We start from the raw sequence: 21,565 nt of genomic DNA on the forward strand, positions 1-21,565 counted from the left end.
CGCCTTCGGGACCCGGCCAGGACGCGGCGGCGCTGGCGAGGCGCAGCGCAGGCCCAGCAGTCCGACGAGGAGGAGCAGGAGCGCCCCGAACCAGCCTGGCGTCCGCGGGGACCCGGGAATCACGGGCAGGACCTGGGAGGTAGCGAGGGGAACAGCGCCCGGGCAGGGCAGGGGAGGCGGTGGGCCTCTCCAAGAGGGCCTCCACCGCCATCACCCAGGGACGGGACATCAGGCCGCGGCGTCCTCTTCCTTGGAAGGCTCCGCGGCGTTCGTGATCCAGTCGATCGCCTTGTGCTCCCAGTCCGTGTCCTTCGACGCGTCGATGTAGCGCTCCCACTCGTACACGCCGCTCTGCTTGGCCATGCGCACCATCATCAGGCGGGCCACGGTGCTGTCGAGCACCACCGCCGAGCGCACCATGCCGTTCTGCCGGAGCCAGCCCATCGCCTGCTTGATGAGCTCCTGGGTCTCCGGCGGGTTCGCCTTCTGGCTGCGGATATCCACCATGAGCCCGAAGGGCCGCCCGCGCTTCAGCGCTACCTTGGCGCGCAGGTCCTCGAACCAGACCTTGGCCTCGGCAGGGGTGATGTAGCCCGGCGCATTGATCCGGTAGCCGTACTCCGTCCGCAGATTCTCAGCCATGACAACCCCCACGTTGGATTTGTGGTGCACGCGCCATCGCCGTGCGACTCCGGCCGGATGGCAGCGCGTCCACGAGCCTACTCCAGTCGGTGGAGGCATGGATCCACTCCTCCTTACTCGCGCGTACGCGCGCGCGAACATCATTCTCCTGGTGAAGATGAAGACGTCCCTGGGTAAACGTGATAGCCATCGCGAAGTCTGAGAATCCAGCCCCAGGCGAACTTTCCACTCTTTTTACTTCACAATCGCTCGGTTCCCCGGTATCAAGGGGATGCATTTTTCCAGCACCCCCACAACACTGCCACAAGGCATCGAGGTCCCCCCGGACTCGGTGGCAGCAGAACGACGCAGGCGCGTCGGCCTTCTTGGGAACCGGGGCCTTGGAGACGTCCTTCAATGTCCAGCTCCTCGCTCGCTGAGCTCCAGTCGGTCGCGTCGAACCCCCTGCGGAACGAGGTGCCCGTCGAGGCACTGCGCCACGAGGCGCCCGCCGCGGTGAAGACGACCGCGCTGGAGGCCCGGCAGGGCGAGCCGATCCCGATGTACGGGGACACGAACGCGCGGGGCTTCAAGACGGTGGAGGACCTCACGGTCGCGGACTGCGTGATCGCGCACCTGGAGGCGGAAGAGGTGGATGCGGTGTTCGGCATCCCGGGCGGCAACATCGCGCCGTTCCAGCAGGCGCTGCGCAAGCACGGCTCCATGCGCTTCATCATCGCGTCGCACGAGGCGGGCGCGGCGTTCATGGCGGACGGCTACGCGCGCGCCACCGGCAAGCTGGGCGTGTGCATGGTGACGGCGGGCCCGGGTGCCACCAACGCGCTGACGGGCGTGGCCTCCGCGCACCTGGACGGCGTGCCCATGCTGGCCATCAGCGGCAACGTCGCCACGGACCGCGTGGGCCTGATGGCGCTCCAGGAGAGCAGCAGCACCCATGGCGTGAACACGGTGGAGATGTTCCGCCAGGCGTGCGCCAGCTCCACGGGCGTGCCGGACGCGCAGAGCTTCCAGCGGCTGCTGGCGCGCTCCCTGCGCACCGCGCAGGGCCTGCCCGGCGGCGCCGCGCACCTCAGCGTGCCGTCCAACATCGCGCGCCAGCCCATCCACCGCGCGTCCATCCCCACCACGCGCGGCGCCTTCCGCGCCCGTCCGGCGACGGCGCCCTTCGAGGACCTGCGCGCCGCGTTCACGCTGCTGCGCACCGCGCGCCGTCCGCTCATCTTCCTGGGCTCGGGCGCGCGCGAGGCGATGGCGGAGCACGCCGAGGCGTTCACCGCGTTCGTCACTCAGCACGGCATCCCGGTGGCCACCAGCATGCGCGGCAAGGGGCTGTTCTCCGAGCGCGAGGCGCTGTCGCTGGGCGTGCTGGGCCTGGCCGGCAGCAAGCGCGCCGAGGCGTACCTGCGCGACGGCGTGGACGTGATGCTCATCCTCGGCAGCCGCCTGGGCGAGTGGGCCTCGCGCAGCTTCCACCGCTACTTCCAGGCCATCCACCACGTCATCCAGGTGGACGTGAACGCCTCCAACATCGGCCAGTTCCTGCCGGTGCGGCTGCCCATCGTGGCGGACGTGGGCTCGGTGATGACGGGCCTGGCGGAGCTGGGGCAGATGATTGGCCCGTCCAGCGGCGCGCGCGTGCAGGAGCGCTGGGCGCAGGTGATGGCGCTGACGGAGCCCGCGCCCGTCATCCGCGCCCCGCAGGACCGGGACTCGGTGAAGCCGCAGGACCTGATGGCGGAGCTCGACAAGCACCTGAGCCCGGACATGGACCTGTACATCGACATGGGCAACTGCACGGGCTGGACGGCGCACCTGCTGCACATCACGCCGCCCGCGCGCATCTTCTACCCGTGCGGCCTGTCGTCCATGGGCTGGTCCTGCGGCGCCGTCATCGGCGGCAAGGTGGGCCGGCCGGAGCGCACGGCGGTGGCCGTCGTCGGCGACGGCGCGTTCCTGATGAACGGCACGGAGATGCTCACCGCCTCGCGCTACCGCGTGGGCACGGTCACCATCGTCCTCAACGACAACTTCCTGGGCATGGTGAACCACGGCGAGCACGTGCAGGACCGCTCGAAGCCGCTGGAGGACGACTTCTATGGCCTGGGCAACCCGGACCTGAAGGCCTTCTCCGAGTCCCTGGGTGCGCGCGCCTACACGGTGAACGCCCCCGGCCAGTTGGATGCGCTGCTGCCGGAGGTGCTGCGCCGCGCGAACGAGTCCGGTCAGCCGCAGGTCATCATCGCGCACATCGACTACCGCGAGGTCCCGCCGTACGGCGACCGCTTCGCCGCGGTGGCGTCGGACGCGAAGTAGCGCCATGACCGCCGCGACCTACGCACTCCTGGGAGTCGGCGCCGCTGTCCCCGAGCAGGTGCGCGGCAATGACGACCCGCTGTTCGAGCACCTGCGCCGCGCCGCCGGAAGCGGCGGCGAGCACGCGCTCTTCTACGGCAACCGCGAGCGCCGGGTGCTGGGGCGGGGCGAGTCCCTGGCCGCGCTCACCGCGAAGGCGGGCGCCGCGGCGCTGAAGGACGCGGGGCTGGCGGCGTCGGACGTGGAGCGGCTGTACGGCTACGTGTCGGTGTCGGAGTTCATCACGCCCAACGAGCTGTACGCGGTGCACCGCGAGCTGGGCCTGTCGCAGGGCACGCTGGTGGTGCCGGTGCAGGCGGACTTCGCCAACTTCCTGATGGGCGTGGTGCTGGCCTGGGAGGCCCTGCGCGCGGGCAGCATCCAGCACGCGCTGGTGGCGGTGGGCTCCGCGTGGACCCGCAACGTGGACTACACGCAGGGCCACGCCATTGGCATCGGCGACGGCGCGGGCGCGGTGGTGGTGGGCGCGGGCGACCGGCTCGCGCTGGTGGACTGGGGCGCGGACACCTTCAGCGACGAATACGGCGCGATGATCATGGGTGCGCGCCCGGAGTCCGGGCTCGCGTACCCGACCTACGGCATCGCGCCGGCGGCGGGCGTGAAGGCGTTCCTGAACTCGGGGATGAACGGCCCGCCTCGGCTGGTGGAGCGGCTGCTCGCGAAGCACGGCATCGCGCGCGAGGACGTGACGCTCATCTCCCACCAGGCCACGCGCAAGCTGATGGACCACTGGGCCCAGGAGCTCCGCCCGCGCGAGTACCTGGACACCTTCGAGGAGTACGGGAACATGGTGCACGCGTCCATGCCGGTGACGCTGGCCCGGTTCCACCGCGAGCTGCGCACGAAGTACCTGGTGATGGTCGGCCTGGGCATCGGCGCGCACCAGATGGCGCTGCTGGTGCGCGTCTGACGGACGCGGGCTACTGGTCGTCGCAGGGCGTGCCCAGCCGGGCGCCCGTGTAGACGCCCAGCTCGTTGTAGATGAGGGGCAGGTTCTGCTCCACGGGGACGTTGCGCAGCTCCACCTCCTTGCGCGCCTTCTCGATCCACATGGGCTTCTGCGCGCGGTCGATGACGAGCCGCAGCTGGCCCTTCTTGGTGGTGAAGATCTCCCCCTCGGAGTCCGCCACGACGTTGGTCATCTTCTGGGGCTTCAGGTCGCCCCGGGGCCCGATGAAGACGCGGAAGTTGCGGGACTCCGCGGGCGTGGAGCCCTTGTCCACGTAGTAGTACGTGCCCTCCGAGTCGCGCAGGAGCGCGTGCGGGGCGAACTTCTGCGGGTTGGGCACGTAGGTGGCCTTGCGCAGCAGCTCGCGCGCCTCCGCGCCGGGGAGCAGCTCCAGCGTCGCCTTGCGCTCGCCGCAGCGGAGCGAGCAGGTACGCTCCTTCGTGTCCACGTTCAGCTGGGAGTGCACGCGAAGGTCCACGCCGTCGTAGTCCGCGATGGCGGTGGGGTTGAAGAAGCGCGGATCCAGGAAGGTGGTGGCGGGAAGGCCGCGGCCCTTGGGGCGGGGCACCTCCACCAGGGACTTGCCGTCGCCGTAGTAGAGCCGGTCGTCCAGGTCGTCCGTGTCCTCCCGGGGCACGGAGACGACGTAGTGGCCCCGGCCGTCGGTGCAGACGGCGGTGGCCTCCAGGAGCATGCGCTGGCCCAGGTTCTCCGCCTTGCCCCACGGCGGTTCGACGGCGGCGGGACTGGCGGCGAGGAGCATGGCCACGGGAAGGATGTGTTGGATGAGCATGGTGCGCGGGCCTAGAGGTGCTTCTTGAAGTAGCGGGTGGCGGCCTTCTCCTGGCTGGACGCCTCCGGCGTGGTGGTCCACACGAAGCGGTCACCTTGCAGGGCGGGCTCCAGCGCGTCGCCGAAGCGGCAGTCCATGCGCTGGATGCGGGCCTTCACGGTGCGGCGGGCCTCCTCGGAGCCGCCGCACAGGGCCTTCAGGGCGGAGAGGGGGTGGGCGCAATACCTGGCGATGTTCTGGGCCTTGAGGAAGGGCTCGGTGACGGTGCTCCAGTCGATGGCGCCCGCCACGGAGGTGCCGCAGGTGGTGTTCAGCGCCTGGAGCGCCTCGGCGTAGGCGGTGTCATGGACGGCCTCCTCCGCCTTGCGGTCGAAGGCCATCAGCTTCGCGAGCTGGCCGCTCTGGGTCTGCTGCTGATGCTGGGCGTAGAACTCCTCGGGCTTGAGCTTCTGGGAGCGCGCCTCGTCGTACTGGACCACGATGCCGTTGCCGGAGCGGCCGGGGAAGTACAGCTCCGTGCGCGTGCCCACGACGACGAGCGGCGAGTAGTCCTTGCCGTGCAACTGGGTGGTGTAGTTCTGGCGCAGCGTGCCGATGCTGCTCCAGTCCTTCACCGTGTAGGGGAGGACCAGGTTGTCCAGGACGGAGCCCGTGCCCTGGATGCGCAGGAGGAACTTCTTCTGCTCGCGGGGCGTGAGCGGCACGACCGCGACCTGCTCTCCCTGCGGGCCGACGAAGACCTTGCCGGCTTCCACGGGAGCGGACGCTGCGGCATGGGCGGGCAGGGTGATGCCCAGGAAGGTGGCCAGCACGGCCACGGCGACGATGCATTTCATGTTGGATGTATCCCCCTCACCCGGCCGAGGTCATTCGGCCGGGCGGTGTCTGCTCATGGCGTCAAGTCAATCTCGTGGGTCTGACATTCGACGGCGACCGGCTTCAGCTCCTGGGCGGTCAACGCACGGGCCTCCGCCTGGGCGTTGGACATGTCGCCGGTCTGGCAGCGGGCGCGGATGGCCAGATGGTGCGCGGCCAGGTTGTCCTGGGCCGCGTAGCTGCGCTGCGCGTAACGGACCGCGTCGCCCCACTTGGTGGCGGAGAACGCCGCGCGCGCCTCCTTGAGGTCGGCGATGGCCTGCGCCAGGGTGGGCTCCGCCAGGCGCTTCCGGCCCCCCGCGGAGACCGGGGGCTTGTTGCTGGCGGGCCTTGGCTGCACCTGGGGTTCGACCCTCGTGGGCGTGTCGTGGCCGGCCGTCCCCGTGAGCTCCTCGATGAACGACGCGACGTCCGGGTGGCGGTGATCCGCGTTCTTCTCCAGCGCCCGCGCCACCGCCCTCGGGACGTTCGGCGGCAGGTCCGGCATCAGCGTGGCGAGCGACACCGGCGGCTCATGCACCACCCGGTAGATGATCTGCGCGAGCGACCCGCCCCCGAAGGGCGTCATGCCGGAGATCATCTCGAACACGATGCCGCCCAGCGCGAACAGGTCCGTCCGCGCGTCGATGCGGCTGTTCTGCCCCTGCGCCTGCTCCGGCGACATGTACTGCGGCGTGCCGATGAGCACCGCCTCCTGCGTCTGGAGCGTCTCCGACGACATGACCTTGGAGATGCCGAAGTCGAGCAGCTTCACCCGCTCGCCCACCACGCCGCCGGAGTCCGTGGGCACCAGGAAGATGTTCGCGGGCTTCAGGTCGCGGTGGACGATGCCCGCGCGGTGCGCCGCCTGGAGCGCCGACCCCATCTGCCGCGTGAAGGAGAACACCTCCTCCAGCGTCAGCCGCCCGCGCCGCAGCCGGTCCGCGAGGCTCTCTCCGCGCAGGTACTCCAACACCAGGAACGGACTGCCGTCCTCCAGCGTGTCGAAGTCCAGCACCTCCACGATGTTCGGGTGCCCCAGCCGGGAGGCGATCTCCGCCTCGCGCCGGAAGCGCACGTGGAGCTCCGGCCCCACGTGATCCCCGACGCGCAGCACCTTCACCGCGACCTGCTTGCCCGGAAGCCGCAGGTGCTGGGCCAGGAACACCGAACCCATGCCGCCCCGCCCCAGCACGGAGACGACCTTGTAGGTATTCCGGAGGACCGAATCGATGTGCAGCTCACCGTCAGCCGTGCGCGTCATGGAAGAGGGCGTGTCCTGATGACAAAACGGGTGCGAGGCACCGCCGTGAAACAGGGCGCCACGCTACCACGCCCCATCCGCCAGGGCGCGAGCCAAGCCCCTTCGTTCCATACCCCGGCCATACCCCGGACAGCCGGACGCCCGGCCCCTCGAACGAGGACCCGGGCGTCATGAACTCCATCCATCCCTGCTCATCCGGAAAAGGCCCGGCGCTCACCGCCGCGCCCCGCCCGGAGGGACGGCCTCAGCCCCACTTGGACAGCTGACGCCGGGGCGGAGGCGAGCTCGGCCCCGCCGCGGGCGCTGCCACCGCGGGCCGGGGCTGCTGCGGACGCCCCTGGCCACCGCCGCGCGGCGCCTGGGCATTGCCGCCACCCCCGCTGGCCTGACGCGGCGAGCCACCGCTGGGACGGCCCTGACCGCCGCCACCGCCGCGGCCTCCGCGCCCACCGCGGCGCTGACCGCCACCCCCGCCGCCGTTGCCGCGCGACGGGCCCCGGCCGCCCCGGTTCATCGGGGGACGGCTGTCCTCCACGTCACCGGGCAGGGGCGGGGGGAGCTGCGAGCGGAAGGCGGCGTCCGCCACCACCGGCACGCTGCGGCGGATGGTGCGCTCGATGTCGCGCAGGTACGCGCGCTCCTCGGAGTCGCAGAAGGACACGGCCTTCCCGCTGGCGCCCGCGCGGCCCGTGCGGCCGATGCGGTGCACGTACTGCTCCGGCACGTTGGGCAGGTCGTAGTTGAACACGTGCGACAGCCCGTCGATGTCGATGCCGCGCGCCGCGATGTCCGTGGCCACCAGCACGCGCAGGGTGCCGGCGCGGAACTCGTCCAGCGCGCGCTCGCGGGCGTTCTGGCTCTTGTTGCCGTGGATGGCGTCCGCGCGCACGCCCGCCGCCGTGAGCTGCTTGGCTACGCGGTTGGCGCCGTGCTTCGTGCGCGTGAACACCAGCGCCCGCGGGATCGCCGTCGCGTCCTTCAACAGGTGCGTGAGCAGCGCGCGCTTCTCCTCGCGCTCCACGAAGTACACCTGCTGGCTCACCGTCTCCGCGGTGCTGGACGCCGGCGTCACCTCCACGCGCACCGGGTCCTTCAGGATGTTGCGCGCCAGGTCCATGATGTCCGGCGGCAGTGTCGCGCTGAAGAACAGCGTCTGGCGCACCGGCGGCAGCACCTTGATGACCCGCCGCACGTCGTGGATGAACCCCATGTCCAGCATGCGGTCCGCCTCGTCCAGCACGAACACCTCCAGCGCCCGCAGCGTCACGTGGCCCTGGTCGATGAGATCCAACAGGCGCCCCGGCGTCGCCACCAGGATGTCCACGCCCTGGCGCAGCGCCTGGACCTGCGGGGTCTGCCCCACGCCGCCAAACACCACCGCGTGGCGCAGGGGCAGGTGCTTGCCGTAGGTGGCGAAGCTGTCACTCACCTGGCTGGCCAGCTCGCGCGTGGGCGTCAGCACCAGGCAGCGCACCGGCCGCGCGCCGCCCGCGGGCGCCTTGGCCGACAGCCGCTGGAGGATGGGCAGCGCGAACGCCGCCGTCTTGCCCGTGCCCGTCTGGGCCACGCCCAACACATCCTTGCCCGCGAGGGCGTGTGGAATTGCCTTCGCCTGGATGGGCGTCGGCGTGGAGTAACCCTCCGCCTTGACGGCCTTGAGGAGCGAATCGGTCAACTGCAGTTCGTCGAAAGTCATGAAATCCCGAATGAGAAGGGTCGGCGCACTCCCCCTCCGGCGGGGGACCGACCGCGCAGCGCGCCCTCCCGCCGAATGACGGGGGCGCCTGGCGGTACGCGGTCAGGCCAAGCAGCGGCCCGAGGCACCTGCGAACGAATTGGAACCCCTGGGTCGCCGGGCGGATTCCCGGCGCCCTCCCAGGGCCCGGCCACACTGCCTGCAATGGGGGCCAATGTCCCGGGAAATCCTCCCCGCCTGCCTGCCCCATGCCGCTGTGGAGATTTCGGACAGGGCTGTTGGCCCCCTGTCCGCATCGTCCACAACCCCCCAGTCCAGGCGCCGCCGGCCCCCTCTCTCAGCGCCCTCTCAAGCCACCGAAATCATTTGAGTGACAAATAACTCGCTGGGGCCGGCCTTGGGCAGACCCTTGGAATGATTGGGAAAACTCCCGCCTCCTGTCGCCTGGCACAACCGTTGCTAGCCTTTGCCGCGTCGCGCCGTCCTGGCGCGGTCGGTGGGCCCCTGGGAGGAGCGGGACTTGAAGCGGTGGCAGCGACAGACGGTGGGGATGGCCTGGGGGTTGGGGCTGTGCGTGGCGGCGCTGGCGTGCGCCCAGCAGCCCAAGGCGGGGGCGGCGGTGAAGGCCTCGGGGTTCTCCGCGGCGACGGTGGAGGAGAAGGCCCGCGCGCTCGCGGCGAAGCCGTACCAGGAGCCGCCCATCGGGGTGCCTCCGTCCTTCGAGAAGATCACCTACGACCAGTACCGGGACATCCGCTTCCGCGACACCGCGTCGCTGTGGCGTGAGCAGGGGCTGCCGTTCCGGGCGCAGTTCTTCCACCCGGGCTTCTATTACACGCGGCCGGTGGCCGTGAACGTGGTGGAGGGCGGCAAGGCGCGCCCGGTGCCCTTCTCCACGGACCAGTTCACCTATGGCCCCCTGGTGGGCACGCCGCCCAAGGGCAAGGTGAACGGCTTCGCGGGCTTCCGCGTCAACGCGCCGCTCAACACGCCGGACTACTACGACGAGCTGGCGGTGTTCCTGGGCGCCAGCTACTTCCGCGCGCTCGGCAAGGACAACCTGTACGGGCTGTCCGCGCGGGGGCTCGCCATCGACACGGCGCAGCCGGGGGGCGAGGAGTTCCCCACGTTCCGCGAGTTCTGGCTGGAGACGCCGGCGAAGGGCGCGGACGCGGTGGTGGTGCACGCGCTGATGGACAGCCCCAGCGTCACGGGCGCGTATCGCTTCGCCATCCACCCCGGTGAGCGCACGGTGATGGACGTGGACGCGACGGTGTTCGCGCGCAAGGCGGTGCGCCAGCTGGGCATCGCGCCGCTCACCAGCATGTTCCTCTTCGGGGAGAACGACCCGGGCGACTTCGACGACTTCCGCCCGGAGGTGCACGACTCCGACGGCATCTCCGTGTGGATGAAGGGCGGCGAGCGGCTGTGGCGCCCGCTGAAGAACCCGAAGCAGCTCCAGATGAGCAGCTTCCACACGGACGGGCTGTCGGGCTTCGGCCTGTTGCAGCGCGACCAGGCGTTCACCAGCTACGAGGACCTGGAGGCGCGCTACGAGCGCCGTCCGGGCGCCTGGGTGGAGCCGGTGGGGGACTGGGGCGCGGGATCCGTGCGGCTGGTGGAGATCCCTACCCGCGAGGAGATCCACGACAACATCGTGGCCTTCTGGGTGCCGGACGCGCCGGTGCAGGCGGGTTCACAGCTTCGCTTCTCCTACCGGCTGTCCTGGGGCTTCTCCCCCGAGGGCGCGAAGGCCGGAGGTTCCACCGTCGCGGCGACGCGTGTCGCGGCGGGCAGCAAGCCGGGGGCGCGCCGCTTCGTCCTCGACTTCACGAAGGCCAGCAGCGAGGGCACGGGCCCGGTGGAGGCGGTCGTCACCGCCTCGCGCGGCCAGGTGCTGCACCCGCGCGCGGAGGTCCACGCCGTCTCCGGCGGCTTCCGCGCGGCCTTCGAGCTCCTGCCCGACGGAGAAGGCCCCGTCGAGCTGCGCTGCTTCCTGAAACGCGGTTCCGAGACCCTCACCGAGACCTGGAGCTACCTGTGGATTCCGTGACCACGCACCCGTTCATCTCCTTCGCTCCGGCGATGCCCCAGGCGCCCCGCGCGGACACCCGCGCCGCGCTGGTGGGCTTCTTCCAGGACTTCGGCTTCACCGGCCGCGGCGACCTGGAGAAGCTGGCGGGCTGGGTCCTGGGCACGCGCGAGCTGTCCCTGTCGCCGGAGGCCGCGCTGGCGCTCGCGCGGTGGCGGGTGGAGGGGTGGCTGGCGGAGGTGCTCGGGCCGGCGCACGTGGGGCCGTCGCTGCTGGTGCGGGGCCGGGCCGCGTTCGTGCTGGTGGGCGGCGCGCGCTGGGGCGCGGACGTGCTGATGCGCGCCCCGTCCTCGCTGCCGGAGGCCTGGCGCCGGGCGGTGTGTGAAGCAGTGCCCATGTCCGCCCCGGCGGAGGTGCCCTGCCAGATGCGCGAGCAGCAGCTCGTGCTCAATCCCTTCATGGACATGCTGCGCCGCTGGCTGCGTCCCGCCACCAGCCCGGCGGGCGTGTCGCCGTCGCGCTAGGCGCGGCACCGCCCACATCCAAGCCGCACGGGAGCCCGGAGTCCGCATGAACGCCCAACCCTACACTCCGGCCCTGGCGCGTCCCCGCCGCGTCATGGTGCTGGGACTGGCGGCCCTGTCCACCGGGTTCGCCTCGGTGGAGATGCACCGCCTGCTCGCGGCGCACGGCACCACGGTGCCGGAGCTGTTCGTGCTGGGCCTGTTCACGGTGTGCTTCGCGTGGATCGCCCTGTCGTTCTGGAGCGGCGTCGCGGGCTTCATCCAGCTGGCCCTGAACCAGCGGGTGCCGGGGCTGCGCTGGCCCACGGAAGAAGAGGCGGCGAAGCCCCTCTCGCGCCGCACCGCCGTGGTGATGCCCGTCTACAACGAGGACCCGGCCGCCGTGTTCGCGCACGTGCAGGCCACCTATGAGTCCATCGCGGCGACGGGGCAGCTGGACGCGTTCGACTTCTACGTGCTGAGCGACTCCACGCGGGCGGAGTCGTGGGTGGCGGAGGAGCTGGCGTGGTCGGAGCTGTGCCGCCGGGTGGGCGGGCAGGGGCGCATCTTCTACCGCCGCCGCTCCGACAACACGGCCAAGAAGGCCGGCAACCTGGCGGAGTTCTGCGAGCGCTGGGGCCGCCGCTACGACTTCCTGCTGGTGCTGGACGCCGACAGCCTGATGGCGGGCGACAGCGTGGTGCAGATGGCCCGGCTGATGGATCTGAACCCGGGCGCGGGCATCCTCCAGGTGCCGCCGCAGAACGTGGGGCGCTCCACGCTGTTCGCGCGGCTGCAGCAGTTCGCGGGGCGCGTGTACGGGCCCGTCGTGGCCGCGGGCGCGGCGGCGTGGCAGCTGGGGGACTCCAACTACTGGGGCCACAACGCCATCCTGCGCATGGCGCCCTTCATCGAGCACTGTGGCCTGCCGGTGCTGCCAGGCCAGCAGCCCTTCGGCGGCCACATCCTCAGCCACGACTTCGTGGAGGCCGCGCTGATGCGCCGCGCCGGCTACACGGTGTGGCTGGTGCCGGAACTGGGGGGCAGCTACGAGCAGCCGCCGCCGGACCTGCTCGCCTACGCGCAGCGCGACCGCCGCTGGTGCCAGGGCAACCTCCAGCACCTGGGGCTGGTGATGGCGGGCGGCCTGCATCCCATGAGCCGGATGCACTTCCTCATGGGCGTGATGTCCTATGTGGCGTCGCCCCTGTGGCTCATCTTCCTGGTGGCGGGCCTGTTCGCCGCGCTGCACGAGTGGTTCTTTTCGCCCGCGACGCTGGTGGGCTTCCAGTCCACGCTGCCGGGCGGAGACGCGTTCGACACGGTGGGCGCGCTGCGGCTGATGGGCCTGTCGCTGGCGCTGCTATGGATTCCCCGGCTGCTGGGCATGGGGCTGGTGCTGGCGAACCGCGAGGAGTCCGCGCGGATGGGCGGCCGCTTCAAGCTGGTGCTGAGCGTGATGCTGGAGGGCTTCGTCTCCACGCTGATGGCGCCGGTGATGATGCTCTTCCAGTCGCACTTCGTGTTCGGGACGCTGCTGGGCTACAAGGTGAACTGGACCAGCCAGCAGCGCGAGGACACCGACCTGCCGTGGTCGGAGGCGCTGCGCCGGCACCAGTGGCACATGGGGATTGGCGTGGTGCTCGCGGCGCTGGCGGTCGCGGTGGCGCCGGGGATGCTGGCGTGGCTGTCGCCGGTCATCCTGGGGCTGTGGCTGGCCCCGGCCATCTCCGTCTTCACCGCGCGCGCGTCGCTGGGCCTGTGGCTTCAGAAGCAGGGCCTGCTCCTCATTCCGGAGGAGGTCCAGCCGCCCGCGGTGCTGGTGCGCGCGCAGGAACTGGCGGAGGAGGGGATGGAGCCGGTGGACGACGCGTTGGACCACGTGCTCACCGACCCGCGCGCGCACGCGCTGCACCTGGCGCTGCTGGAGGCCCAGCCGACGGCCTCCGTCCCGGTGGCGCTGGCCTCCGCGCGGCGCAAGCTGCTGGCGGGCGGCCTGGAGCCCCTGTCCCCGCAGGAGAAGTCCGCGGTGCTGCTGGACGCGCGCACGCTGTCGGAGCTGCGCGGTCGGCGGCTGGGCGCGCAGGCGTGAACGCGGTGGCATGACCCGGCTTCGCCCTGGATGCTCCGGGGCATGAACCGGCTCTCCTCCTCCGCGCTCGCGCTGTTCGTCTCCTCCGGGGCCTTCGCCGCGGAGCCTCCCGCATCGGGTGAAGACCGCTGGTGGAAGCACGTGGAGGTGCTGCCCAGTGACGCGATGGAGGGGCGCGACACGGGCAGCAAGGGCTACGCGACAGCCGCGGGCTATGTGTCCAAGGTACCTCCAGAACCCGAAGCTGGTGGAGCTGCCGTGGGCGCGCATCGTGGGCTCCAGCAAGAGCCCGACGGTGGAGTTCGCGGACCCTTCGCTCAACGACGCGCGCGGGCTGAAGGTGGCGGTGGTGGCGAACGTGGCGCAGTCGCAGAAGTGGCTGGAGGGCCATGCCCCACTGGCCGTTCACGTCGGTGGTGGCGCACGGCAAGGACGAGTCCTCGCTCGCGGTGCCGCTAGCGGAGGTGGCCGCGAAGCTGGACGTCCAGGTGCTCCCGGATCCGGAGCCGGACCGCAACCTGTTCGTACGCAGCGACCAGTACTCGTTCATCCGCGAGGGCGTGCCCGCGCTGTTCTTCAAGTTCGGCTACACGCCGGGCTCGGAGGAGCAGAAGGTCTTCAATCAGTGGCTGTCCGAGCGCTACCACGCGCCGTCGGATGACCTGGCGCAGCAGCCCGTGGACCATGGGGGCGCGGCGCGCTTCATCACCTTCCTGACCGCGCTGACGAACGCGGTGGCGGGCGTCCCCGGCCGGCCCTGCTGGAACGACGACAGCTTCTTCCGCCGCTTCGCGAGGCCCGCGCAGGCGCCGGCCCCGTGAGCCGGCGGGCCGTCACGCGTCCACGCACGGGTCGGTGACGCCGGGGCGCGCCTCCAGGAAGCGGAGCGCGCTTCGGATGTCGGACGACGCGGTCTCGCGCGGGGCATTCCGGGCCGCTTCGATGCGCCGGCGGGCGGCGGCCCGGGCCTGGAGGCCTTCGGCGCTGCGCGCGGGCGCGGCGTCGGCTTCGGCGAGGTCGAGCGCGGCGTGGAGCAGGTCCACCAACTGGAAGAGGGCGGGGTCCTCGCGCAGCTCCGGCGCGCCCTCCAGCAGGGCGAAGCCCTCGCGCGCGGCCCGCAGCTCTCCGCACGCGGCGTCCAGCGCGGCCCGATGCGCGATGAAGCGCAGGGCCTGCCAGCGGGACGCGCGGCCCAGGATGGAGACCGCCTCTGCCAGCGTCGCGCGCGCCTGCTGCCAGTCGCCCCGCGCGAGCGAGGCGCGGCCCAGCTCACCGAGCGCCGTGCCCTCCAGGAGCCGCTGTCCCAGCAGCCGCGACAGGCGCACCGCGGCCTCCAGGTGCTCGCACGCATCCCCGACGCCGCCCGCGTCCAGCAGGTAGCAGCCCAGGTTCAGCCGTGCCAGCGCCTGTCCCACGCGGTCCTCGACGCTGAGGGCGCGGCCCAGCGCGTCGCCCAGCAGCATCACGGCCTCGCCGCTGTCGCCCGCCTCGCCAATGGCGACCGCGCAGTTGGTGAGGAAGCCCACCTCGAACGTCACGTCGCCCACCTCGCGGAACAGCGCCAGCGACTCGCGCAGGTGCGGGATGGCCTCCTCCGGGCCGTGGCGGAGCTGTTCGAGGAGGCCCAGGTTGCCCACCGCGTAGGCCTCCAGCCAGCGGTCGGTTCCGGAGGGCAGCGCCTGCGCGTCGCGCATCAGCGTCCACGCGGCGGCCCCGTCCCCGGCGTGACGGGCGACGATGGACAGGTCCACGAGCACGCGCTTCTCCGACGCCGCCTCGCCCAGCGTGTGGAAGACGCCTCGCGCTTCATCCAGGGCCTGGCGCGCGAACTCCGCCTGCCCCGCGTCCATGTACGCGCGGCCCAGCACCGCGAGCGCCTCCGCGCGCTTCAGCGGCGGCACGGCCACGTGCGCCGACGCCTCCAGCGCGCGCTCCAGCCGTCCCACGAGCAGCCCCACCGGCCCGCGCGTGCGCGCGTCCGGCTCCAGCGCCACGAGCGTCTCCAGCGCGCGGCCCAGGGACTCGGCGGTCGCGGGGTGGACGGCCATCGCGTTGTCGCACGCGGCCAGCAGGTTCTCGCGCTCCAGGGCCAGCCGCCGCAGCGCCGTGGCGCCTCCCGTCTTCTGCACGCGCTCGCGCAGCCGGCCCGCGACCTGGAGGTACGTGTCCGCGTGCCGGGCCTCGCACGCGGCCTCGTCCCCCATCTCCCGCAGCCGCATCGCCGCGTACTCGCGGATGCTCTCGTACAGGCCCAGGCGCAGGAAGCCTCCCGGCGCGTCCACCTCGCGCGCGCAGAGGAGCGACTGGGAGCGCAGCGAGTGCACCACCTCCAGCACGTCCGGCGAGCCCTCCGGCAGCACGAGCACGGCCTCCGCGGCCTCCAGCGTGAAGCCGCCCCGGAACACCGAGCACTGCGCCAGCGCGGCGCGCTCGGCCGGCTCCAGCAGGTTCCAGGACCAGTCGATGGTGCCCCGCAGCGTCGCCTGCCGCGCGGGCGCGTCCCGCCGCCCCACGCGCAGCAGGTCGAAGCGCCTCGACAGCCGCTCGCGCAGCTGCTCCACGCCCAGCACGCTCACGCGCGCCGCGGCCAGCTCGATGGCCAGCGCGATGCCGTCCAGCTGCCGCACGATGTCCGCGACGCGCGGGGCCTCCGCGTCGCTCAGGATGATGTCGCCGCGCGCCTCGCTGGCCCGCTGCACGAACAGGCGCACCGCGTCCGAGCGCAGGATGACGTCCCAGCGCGTCTCGTGCGGATCCGGCAGGCCCAGCGGGGCCAGGTCCAGCACGCGCTCGCCGGGCAGCCGCAGGGCCTCTCGCGTGGTGACGAGGAACCGCGCGCGAGGCGCCAGCTCCCGCCAGCGGCCCAGCGTCGCGGGCACGTGCCGCACCACCTGCTCCACGTTGTCCAGGATGACCAGCACGTCTCCGCACCCCGCGAGCGCGCGTCCCAGCCGCTCCGCGGGCATGCTGCCGTCCCCGTCCGCCGTCAGCGGGACGCCCAGGCCCCGGCCCACCGCGTGGCACAGGTCTCCCTCCGTGAGCGCCTCCTCCAGGTCGCACCGCCAGACGCCGCCCTCCCACGCGCCCGCGTCGGCCTCCTGCGCGCCGAAGTGCGTGGCCAGCCGCGTCTTGCCCATGCCTCCGGGGCCCAGGATGGTGATCAGCCGGGCGCCCTCCGACATCCACTGCCGGAGCGTGTCCAGCTCCTCGGCCCGCCCCACCAAGTCCTGCCGGAGCGTGGGCACGTTGCCGGGCCGCTCGCGAGGGGCGCGCAGGGGCCCGAAGCGGCGGTGCGCGAGCGACGCGGGCAGGAGCTCCACCAGCGCCACGCTGTCGCTCACGCCGCGCAGGCGGTAGCTCCCCAGCGTGCGCGCGCTGGGCGTCCCCAGCGCCGCCAGCTCCGGCTGGATGCGGGTCCACGCCGCGCCGCTGAGCAGCACCTGTCCGCCGTGGCCCGCGGCCGCGACCCGCGCCGCGATGTTCACCGGGGGCCCCAGGTAGTCCAGCCGGTGCGTGGACGGATCCAGGCGGCAGTCGGGCTCGCCCACGTGCACACCCATGCGCACGCGCAACCCCCGGTGGGTCAGCCCCTCCGGTGTGTGCTCCTCCTCCGCGTCCGGCTCCTCCAGGAGCGCCACCGGCCAGCTCGCGTGCAGCAAGGCCTCCTGGGCGCGCAGGCACCAGTGCGCCGCCTCCACCGGTGACTCGAACGCGACCATGAAGGCATCGCCCTGCGACTTCACCTCGTAGCCGTGGGTGCCCAGCAGCAGCGCGCGCAGCACGCCGTCGTGCAGCTCCAGCGCGTCGCGCATGGCCTGGCCGCAGCGCTCCCACAGCCGCGTGGACCCCTGGATGTCCGTGAAGACGAGCGCCACCGAGCCCGTGGGCGGCAGGTGCCGGGCGGGTGGCAGGGCCGCTGCGGAGGTGCCTTCGTCGGCCGGCGGCGCGACGACCGTGATTCTTCGGAAGGCCTCTCCCATCTCCCGCTCTCCCGATGCCTGGATCCCCCACCCGCTCCCACCCCTCCAGCTGCCCGTGAGGGTGACGCCCGTGCCGTTGGCGCTTCACATGGAAAGCAGTACGGGCCGGAACGGCAACGCGCACCTGTCGGGCAGGGCGGTGTGCCGCTAGTGAGCACTTGTCGTCGCGCCGCGCGCGAACTGATCCAGGGGCGACACCTGCATGGCCCCGCGGGGCGTGTCGTCACCACCGCCGGTTGCTCGCCGCGGCCGCCGGGGTCTGGCGGGCCCCATTCCAAGGAGGACGGGGGGGCGTGTTAGGACGGAGACACGTCCCGTCCCCGCGGTAGGAGCGCGAGGGCGCGACGCCTCTTCCTGGAAGGACTCATGCGTTCGACTTCGGCACTGGCGTTGATGATGGCTTCCCTCGCGGTGGGCGCGCTGTCGGCTTGCGGCGACGACGACGACACGAACAACACCCCGGACTCGGGCACGAGCATGGACGCGGGCACGAACACCGACGCCGGTACCAGCACGGGCAATGGCCAGTGCCCGGCCTCCGCCTACATCTGCGAGGACTTCGACCAGGGGCAGAACGGCTGGCGGGTGCCGGACGAGGACCACCACGCGACCATCGCCATCGACGGCTCGCGCACCCGCTCCGGCGGCGGCGCGGTGCACGTGAAGACGGACCCGGGCTACAACGAGGACACGGGGCCGGGGGACCAGCAGGCCATCGCGCACCTGCGCAAGGACATCCCGGCGTTTGGCACGAAGCTCTACACGCGTGCGTACGTGTACCTGAACCGGGCCTCGCCGGAGGGCGTGATGGGGACGTACTTCATCCTCTTCTCCCCGAAGGACACCGACTTCGGCGGCATCGAGCTCCAGGGGATGCACAACGGCGCCTTCGCGCTGGATGACTGGAGCGGCATCAAGGGCACGGGCTGGAACCTCCAGGAGGACACCAAGGTCACGGTGTCGCCCAACCGGTGGACGTGCATCGAGTGGGGCGTGGAGCGCGCGGACACCTCCGCCACCACGGGCCACGCGCTGGTGTGGGTGGACGGGAAGCAGGCCTACGACTTCCCGAACGTGGGCATCCGGCCGTTCACCAACTTCGGGGTGGGCTACGGCTTCGTGCACCCGAAGGGAGACTCCGCGTCGGAGACGTGGATCGACGACCTCGCGGTGGCGCCCGAGCGCATCGGCTGCGAGTGACGCCATGTCGCTGAACCGCGTCGCGGACGAGACCCTTCACATCCTTGAGCAGGGCACCTATGTGCCGCTGTCCGGGCGCGAGGTGTCGGTGCGCGACGCGGTGGCGCGCGCCGTCGAGCGCACCGTGCTGGTGCGCCCCGGCGACTTCGAGCACCTCACGAGGCCCGCGCCGGTGTCGGGCTTCACCGTCGAGGTGACGGCGGAGAAGACGGGCGACGCCGCGCGCCGGCTGGTGGAGCAGGAGGGCGAGGAGCGCGTGCTGGCGCTCAACTTCGCGTCGGCGGTGAACCCGGGCGGCGGGTTCCTCACGGGCGCGAAGGCGCAGGAGGAGGACCTGGCGCGGTGCTCGGCGCTGTATCCGTGCCTGCTGAAGTGGCCGGAGTACTACGACGTGAACCGCAGGCTGCGGTCGCCGCTGTACACGGACCACTTCATCTATTCGCCGGACGTGCCGTTCTTCCGCAACGAGCGCTACGACCTGCTGGAGCGGCCCTTCCTCGTGTCGCTGCTGACGGCGCCCGCGCCCAACGCGAGGCAGCTGCCGGCGGGAGACCCGGAGCGCGCGCGGAAGCTGCGCGAGGTGCTGTTCGCGCGGGCGCTCAAGGTGTTGCAGGTGGCGGCGCACCACGGGCACCGCACGCTCATCCTGGGGGCGTGGGGCTGCGGCGCGTTCCGCAACAACCCGCACGACGCGGCGGAGGCCTTCGCGCGAGGCCTGTCCACGATGGCGGGAGCCTTCCGCCGCGTGGTGTTCGCCGTGTACGAGCGCGATGGCAAGGGGCCCAACCTGAGCACCTTCCGGGAGCGCTTCGGCTGAGGGGCTGTCTGTCGCTCGTGCGCGGCTGTTAGGCTTGCGCGTATGCGATGGAGCTGGGTGGGGCTCGTGGCCGTGGTGCTCGCGTGCGCGGAGGCTCCGCGCCCGGTGCTGAAGCGTTGGCCTCTCGAAGAGGTGCCGGTGCTCGTCCATGTCACGGATGCGGCGAGCCAGCCGATTCCAGGCGTGTCCCTGATCGCGCGCCGTGCGGATCGCGGGTCCATCGTCGCCAGGGGAGGCACCACGGATGCGACCGGAATGGCGCGACTCCAGGTGATGCCGGGCTGGTATGTCCTCCAGGCCGACGCGCCTGGCTTCGTGAGCATGACCCGCACGGATGCGCGGGTTCCTTTCAGCGATGCCCCACGTTGGGACGTGACGCTGGAGCGTGCGGCGCCCATCGCCGGGCGTGTGGTGGATGCGGAAGGACGGCCCGTCGCGAGGGCCCGGCTTCGACTCCTTCGCGCTGGCGAGCCCCTGTCCCTGCCCGCGACCGAAAGCGACGCGGAAGGGCGCTTCCACATCGACGGTGTTCCTGCCGGAGTCGTGACCCTTCGCGCTGAGAAGGACAACTGGAGTCCGACGCGGATGGAGCTCACCGCGCCCGCCCCGGAGTTGATGGTGGTGATGGGCAGGCTCGGCTCGCTGCGGGTCCAGGTGCTGGATCCCCAACAGCATCGACTGCCCGAACCCTCCGCATGGCTCGCGCTCGCGGATGAGGATGAGGATGCACCTGCGCTCACCCTGAACCCGACGCGAGAGCCCGGGGCCATGCTGTTCCCGGACCTTCCCGCTGGTCGCTACCACATCACGGGCCGATACACGCCCCTGGCGGGCTGTGAGTGGTCACGCACCATCGAGGTCCAGGTGCTTCCGGGACAGCAGGCTGAAGCGACCGTGAGCTTCGAAGGGACCCAGGGGTTCGGACCCTGGCGCGCGCGTGCGCTTGACACCAGCGGAAGGGCGCTCGGCGCTGGACTCGTGAGGGCCTGGATGGGGAAGGACCGCGAGGACACCCCCGGCCTGAGGGGAAGGTGCGCAGCCCGCGTGGAACAGGATGGCGCCTTCTCCCTTTCGCATGTGTTCGAGCCTCTTTTCATGCTGACCTGGGACTCCGACGAGCCGGCGCCGACGCGGATGTTGAAGGGGGCGCTCGTGGCGGGAACAGGCGAAGCGCTGGTGTTTCCTCGTGAAGGTGGGGCGCTGAAAGGCCGCGTCGTGCGTCCGGATGGACTGCCCGTGGGGTACTTCGAAGTCGACGGACACTTCCCAGACAATCCACGGGGCGAGTACGTGCGGAGCGTGTGGATGAACCAGACCTATCAGTGGGTCATCGACGTGCTGGGATTCGCTCCTGCACTCGTGCGCGCGCAAGGGCGGGATGCGGAGGTGCTCCAGGTCCCGGACGTCGTCCTCGACGTGGGCCGCACCGTGCAGGGTCGCCTCTTCGCGAGTAACGACCGCACGGGCGTGCCGAATCAGGAGGTCCAGCTCGTGGAGACCTTCGACCTGGACAGCCCGAGTCCGCGTCGCCCGCGAGCGGCGATGACCGACGCCGAGGGACGCTTCCGCTTCGATCATGTCGCGGGCCGGCGCCTGTATCTGCGCGTGGATGCGAAGGAGCAGGGGTCGGTGATCCACGGGCTCGAACCCGGAGAGACCGCAGCGCGCTTGCGGCTCGTTCCCAACGCGGAGCTGCAAGGCTCCGTGACGGATGGAGCGCGGGTTCCGTTCGCGGGGGTGAGGCTGGACGTCCGTTGCGAAGGTGGGCTCCGGGTGAGCGCCGGAACCGATGGGGCTGGCCACTACGCCGTGAGCATCCCGGCAAACCGCGAGTGCTTCGTGCATCCCGAATGCAGCCCCTTGAACGTCCGCGGGGGAAGCCAGCCGCCTCCGGCGTCGTTCTCTCCGATGCGGCTTCGGATGAAGGCCGGCTCACGGCAGGTGGTGGATTTCGAGCCCCGGGAGGGGATGGCCTCGCTGCACGCGGGCGTCGATGCGTCTCGCGAGTTCGTCACTGCGTTCCTGCTGCCAGGAGACGTCCCCTGGCCTCGCTCATCCGAAGCCCTGGATGCGCTGATCCGGTCCGGCTTCAGGCCGGATCCAAGGCCGGACACGTGGGAGTCGGAAGAGGGGGACGCGTTCTTCATTCCGTCCTTCATGGTGGGGGCAGGCTTCGACTTCAGCCACCTCCCCCTGGGGCGCTACACGCTCTTCATTCGCGACGAGATGGACGGAGCGGACGCCGTCCTGCGCATACCCGTGGAGCTGACCGGGACCGACGTGCACGTCATCCATTCCGAGCGCCCCGGCCATGGGGGCGGAAGGCCATACACGCGCTGAGGTGAACCCATCGCGTGGGCTTCACGCCA

At 71.5% G+C, this 21,565-nt stretch carries 15 protein-coding genes; 9 read left to right on the plus strand and 6 right to left on the minus strand.

The window, feature by feature from the left end; genetic code table 11:
• Positions 1-228 precede the first annotated feature (228 nt).
• Positions 229-642 carry a hypothetical protein gene (locus U8525_RS01695; protein ID WP_374260191.1) on the minus strand — a complete coding sequence of 138 codons (414 nt, stop codon included), beginning with the start codon at positions 640-642 and terminating at the stop codon, positions 229-231.
• 396 nt (positions 643-1,038) lie between these two features.
• Here U8525_RS01695 and U8525_RS01700 point away from each other — a divergent pair, with 396 nt between their 5' ends.
• Positions 1,039-2,955 carry a thiamine pyrophosphate-binding protein gene (locus U8525_RS01700; RefSeq protein WP_374260193.1) on the plus strand — a complete coding sequence of 639 codons (1,917 nt, stop codon included), beginning with the start codon at positions 1,039-1,041 and terminating at the stop codon, positions 2,953-2,955.
• A gap of 4 nt (positions 2,956-2,959) precedes the next feature.
• Positions 2,960-3,925 carry a 3-oxoacyl-[acyl-carrier-protein] synthase III C-terminal domain-containing protein gene (locus U8525_RS01705; RefSeq protein ID WP_374260195.1) on the plus strand — a complete coding sequence of 322 codons (966 nt, stop codon included), beginning with the start codon at positions 2,960-2,962 and terminating at the stop codon, positions 3,923-3,925.
• 10 nt (positions 3,926-3,935) lie between these two features.
• Here U8525_RS01705 and U8525_RS01710 read toward each other — a convergent pair whose 3' ends face one another.
• The 4 genes from U8525_RS01710 to U8525_RS01725 all read right to left on the minus strand — a co-directional run bounded on the left by U8525_RS01710 (position 3,936) and on the right by U8525_RS01725 (position 8,572).
• The gene (locus tag U8525_RS01710) at positions 3,936-4,757 is read right to left on the minus strand and encodes a hypothetical protein (protein WP_374260198.1); all 822 of its coding nucleotides are present in this window, start codon (positions 4,755-4,757) and stop codon (positions 3,936-3,938) included.
• Between the two features lie 11 nt (positions 4,758-4,768).
• Positions 4,769-5,593 carry a hypothetical protein gene (locus U8525_RS01715; RefSeq protein ID WP_374260201.1) on the minus strand — a complete coding sequence of 275 codons (825 nt, stop codon included), beginning with the start codon at positions 5,591-5,593 and terminating at the stop codon, positions 4,769-4,771.
• 53 nt (positions 5,594-5,646) lie between these two features.
• Positions 5,647-6,876: a serine/threonine-protein kinase gene (locus tag U8525_RS01720; RefSeq protein WP_374260204.1), complete on the minus strand. Its 1,230-nt coding sequence runs from the start codon at positions 6,874-6,876 to the stop codon at positions 5,647-5,649.
• A gap of 244 nt (positions 6,877-7,120) precedes the next feature.
• The gene (locus U8525_RS01725) at positions 7,121-8,572 is read right to left on the minus strand and encodes a DEAD/DEAH box helicase (protein ID WP_374260207.1); all 1,452 of its coding nucleotides are present in this window, start codon (positions 8,570-8,572) and stop codon (positions 7,121-7,123) included.
• Between the two features lie 550 nt (positions 8,573-9,122).
• Here U8525_RS01725 and U8525_RS01730 point away from each other — a divergent pair.
• The 4 genes from U8525_RS01730 to U8525_RS01745 all read left to right on the plus strand — a co-directional run bounded on the left by U8525_RS01730 (position 9,123) and on the right by U8525_RS01745 (position 14,020).
• Positions 9,123-10,625 carry a glucan biosynthesis protein gene (locus tag U8525_RS01730; RefSeq protein ID WP_374260539.1) on the plus strand — a complete coding sequence of 501 codons (1,503 nt, stop codon included), beginning with the start codon at positions 9,123-9,125 and terminating at the stop codon, positions 10,623-10,625.
• Positions 10,613-11,128 (plus strand): hypothetical protein, encoded by a 516-nt coding sequence (locus U8525_RS01735; RefSeq protein ID WP_374260210.1) that lies wholly within the window; start codon positions 10,613-10,615, stop codon positions 11,126-11,128. Before U8525_RS01730 ends, U8525_RS01735 begins: the two co-directional genes overlap by 13 nt.
• Before the next feature lie 46 nt (positions 11,129-11,174).
• Entirely contained in the window at positions 11,175-13,199 is a 2,025-nt protein-coding gene (gene mdoH, locus U8525_RS01740; protein ID WP_374260212.1) for a glucans biosynthesis glucosyltransferase MdoH, read from the plus strand.
• A 389-nt stretch (positions 13,200-13,588) separates the two neighbouring features.
• Positions 13,589-14,020, plus strand: a complete 432-nt coding sequence (locus U8525_RS01745) for a M28 family peptidase (protein ID WP_374260214.1) — start codon at positions 13,589-13,591, stop codon at positions 14,018-14,020.
• 12 nt (positions 14,021-14,032) lie between these two features.
• Here U8525_RS01745 and U8525_RS01750 read toward each other — a convergent pair whose 3' ends face one another.
• Positions 14,033-17,179 (minus strand): adenylate/guanylate cyclase domain-containing protein, encoded by a 3,147-nt coding sequence (locus U8525_RS01750; RefSeq protein WP_374260217.1) that lies wholly within the window; start codon positions 17,177-17,179, stop codon positions 14,033-14,035.
• Positions 17,180-17,545: 366 nt separating this feature from the next.
• Here U8525_RS01750 and U8525_RS01755 point away from each other — a divergent pair, with 366 nt between their 5' ends.
• From U8525_RS01755 to U8525_RS01765, 3 genes are all read left to right on the plus strand, one after another.
• The gene (locus U8525_RS01755) at positions 17,546-18,379 is read left to right on the plus strand and encodes a hypothetical protein (protein ID WP_374260220.1); all 834 of its coding nucleotides are present in this window, start codon (positions 17,546-17,548) and stop codon (positions 18,377-18,379) included.
• Between the two features lie 4 nt (positions 18,380-18,383).
• The gene (locus tag U8525_RS01760; protein WP_374260223.1) at positions 18,384-19,196 is read left to right on the plus strand and encodes a TIGR02452 family protein; all 813 of its coding nucleotides are present in this window, start codon (positions 18,384-18,386) and stop codon (positions 19,194-19,196) included.
• 66 nt (positions 19,197-19,262) lie between these two features.
• Positions 19,263-21,536 (plus strand): carboxypeptidase-like regulatory domain-containing protein, encoded by a 2,274-nt coding sequence (locus U8525_RS01765; RefSeq protein ID WP_374260226.1) that lies wholly within the window; start codon positions 19,263-19,265, stop codon positions 21,534-21,536.
• The last annotated feature ends 29 nt before the right edge of the window (positions 21,537-21,565 follow it).

The organism is Corallococcus sp. RDP092CA, assembly GCF_041903675.1.
In the GTDB taxonomy this organism is placed as follows: domain Bacteria; phylum Myxococcota; class Myxococcia; order Myxococcales; family Myxococcaceae; genus Corallococcus.